The organism is Candidatus Thiosymbion oneisti (genome assembly GCF_900092655.1).
In the GTDB taxonomy this organism is placed as follows: domain Bacteria; phylum Pseudomonadota; class Gammaproteobacteria; order Chromatiales; family Chromatiaceae; genus Thiosymbion; species Thiosymbion oneisti.
In genome coordinates this window covers 1-2,178 of record NZ_FLUY01000154.1, presented here as the reverse complement: position 1 = coordinate 2,178, position 2,178 = coordinate 1, and the positions used below count along the sequence as shown (strand labels likewise).

The 2,178-nt window shown below is 64.0% G+C and carries 1 protein-coding gene; it reads right to left on the bottom strand.

Annotated elements, in window-relative coordinates:
* Positions 1-326 precede the first annotated feature (326 nt).
* Complete coding sequence (locus tag BQ17_RS01510; RefSeq protein WP_089723978.1) at positions 327-2,069, bottom strand: pilus assembly protein; 1,743 nt, start codon at positions 2,067-2,069, stop codon at positions 327-329.
* Positions 2,070-2,178: the final 109 nt, after the last annotated feature.

The following is a 2,178-nucleotide window of genomic DNA, read 5'->3' as shown; positions in this document are numbered from 1 at the left end:
CCAGGTCCTCTCCATTAACTCCCTTTCTACCTGATCCTTGGCTCTCCCTTGGATACAGAACATACAAGGGTGGGGTGTGTCCACTGGGTAGGCTGGACACCGCATGTCGGGCGCGGGAGGGCCATCCAAAGATGCGGTTCGCCGCTGCCCAGGCGTCCATTGATGCGGTTCGCGCCTCCTCGTGATGCCATCCTGAATTGACCAACCGCGCTCACCGCATCCTACGGGCTGCGGGCTTCATAGGGTCTACGGGCTTGGCCCCCTCTCCCGGCGGGAGAGGGGCTTTTGCAACACCCTTGGGGGGAGAGGGGCTTGGTGTGCCGAGCTCAACGCAATTGTCGCCAGGATCTTCTGCCTGTGCCGCCGGCAGTGGTCGGGCCCCCCGTATGCTCGTCCGCCGCACCGACGGGGATGCCGTGCGGTGTTTTCGCAATATCCGTATCGGATGCTCGGGCCGATAGGGTTACCGGGGTTGCGTCGCTCGGGCCAGCCGGTATCTTCAAGAAGTCGGCGTCCGAGCGTTCGCCGTCCCCGCTGACATGGAACCGGCCTGCACCGACACGCCTTCCGTTCTCGATGTCGAGCACCATCGCCCAGCCTTGACCGCCGAGCTTGCAGCGATCATTTGTTGGGATGCGGGTGGTGAAGCGGATGTGTCCGCCGCGCAATCGGGGGGTGCCGACCAGGTGTTCTCCCTGCCTCCCGCCGTTGGGTGACACCAGGTCGAGAAACCATCCTTGCCGGGTGGTCCAGTCGATGGGGTTGTCGGACACGACCCGCCAATGGTTGCCGGCTATTGTCACCTCATGGGTAATGGTTTGCCGCTGCAATCGGCTCCTGCTGCCGTGGGGCCCGCTGTCCTTTCCGTTCCCGGTCGATGTCACCGGTGTACCCTGGTCCCGGATCCCATAGAAGGATTGCACGGCAGGGTCCGGGCCAAGATTGCCGGCGCCGGCGCCGGAATGGCGTCCGGTACCGAAATAGATCAGGTAGCCGGCACCGGTGGGGTGTTGGCCGATTTCCGGCTCCAGGGTGATCGGCTGCGGGTTGCCGGCATCGTCCATGGCCCGGAACAAGGGTTGGGGGTTCTCTCTGGAGCCGTAGGCCACTTTCCAGCGTTCCGGTTGGGTGTGGGAGAGGTCGAATTTCCACAGATTCCCGTGCAGATCCCCGGCATAGGCGGCAAGGATGGTGCGCCGGTTGTCGGCCAGCAGGGCGGGTGCGGCCAGGCCGTTCGGGGTGGTGGAGGGGTCTGCCGCCCCGGTCGCTATCTCCGCGAGCAGGGTGCCGTCGGACACGTCCAGGACGTAGAGTACCGCTCGCCCCTCCGCGCTGTCGTAACCATTGCCGAAGACCGCCGCCCAGGTGCCGTCCCGCATCCTGGCGACGGTCCCCCGGTGGAGCGGATAACCCAGGTGTGGAAGCTCCGCATCCGTGCGCTCCCACAGGAGGTTCTGCTTGGAGAAGCCGTCCGGGGTGGTGATATCGAGGGCGAAGACCGACTTCCCTTGCGCCCCCGGCGAACCGATCAGCACCGTCCGCCAGGCGCCATCGATGTAGGCGTCCCCAAAGTTCGGCGAATGCTTATGGCGTTGGCCCGGTGAGGTGGGGTCGGGCAACCTCCGGGGCAGGCGAGTGGGAATAAAGACGAACCGCTCGCTTCCGGTGTCGGCGTCGAAGGCCTGTAGCCTGCCGTCGTTCGTACTTAGGTAGAGCATCTTCCGGCGTCCGCGATTGGAGGCACGATATGCTTGATAGCTGTCTCGAGCGGCTAGGTCCGTCAGCAGGCGTGCATATCCGAAATCGGGATTATGGACGTAGACCGGATCGGAGTCGGCAAGGCCACTCGGTAGCTTGCCGCAGTCCTGGGAGCTGCCGCCATGCCGGATTGCGCGGCCCTGATCGCCGTGGGGGACCTGGCTATCCCGAGCTGCCGCCGGTGCGAATGCGGGGGGATCGGAAACAGGTAGGGATGGCTGCGCGACGGCAGGTCTTCCGAGTGCCGCGGCAAACAGGGCAACCAGTACGGCAGTGCCGGAGTATCGATAGCGTCGGTTGAGTTCTGCCATTGGAAATTTGGTAGTGGTAAATTTTTAACTGATAGATTGGTTGATAGCGCCCGTAGGATGCGGTGAGCGTGGTATACCGCTTCATGGATGGCATTGACGGCCGGCGCGA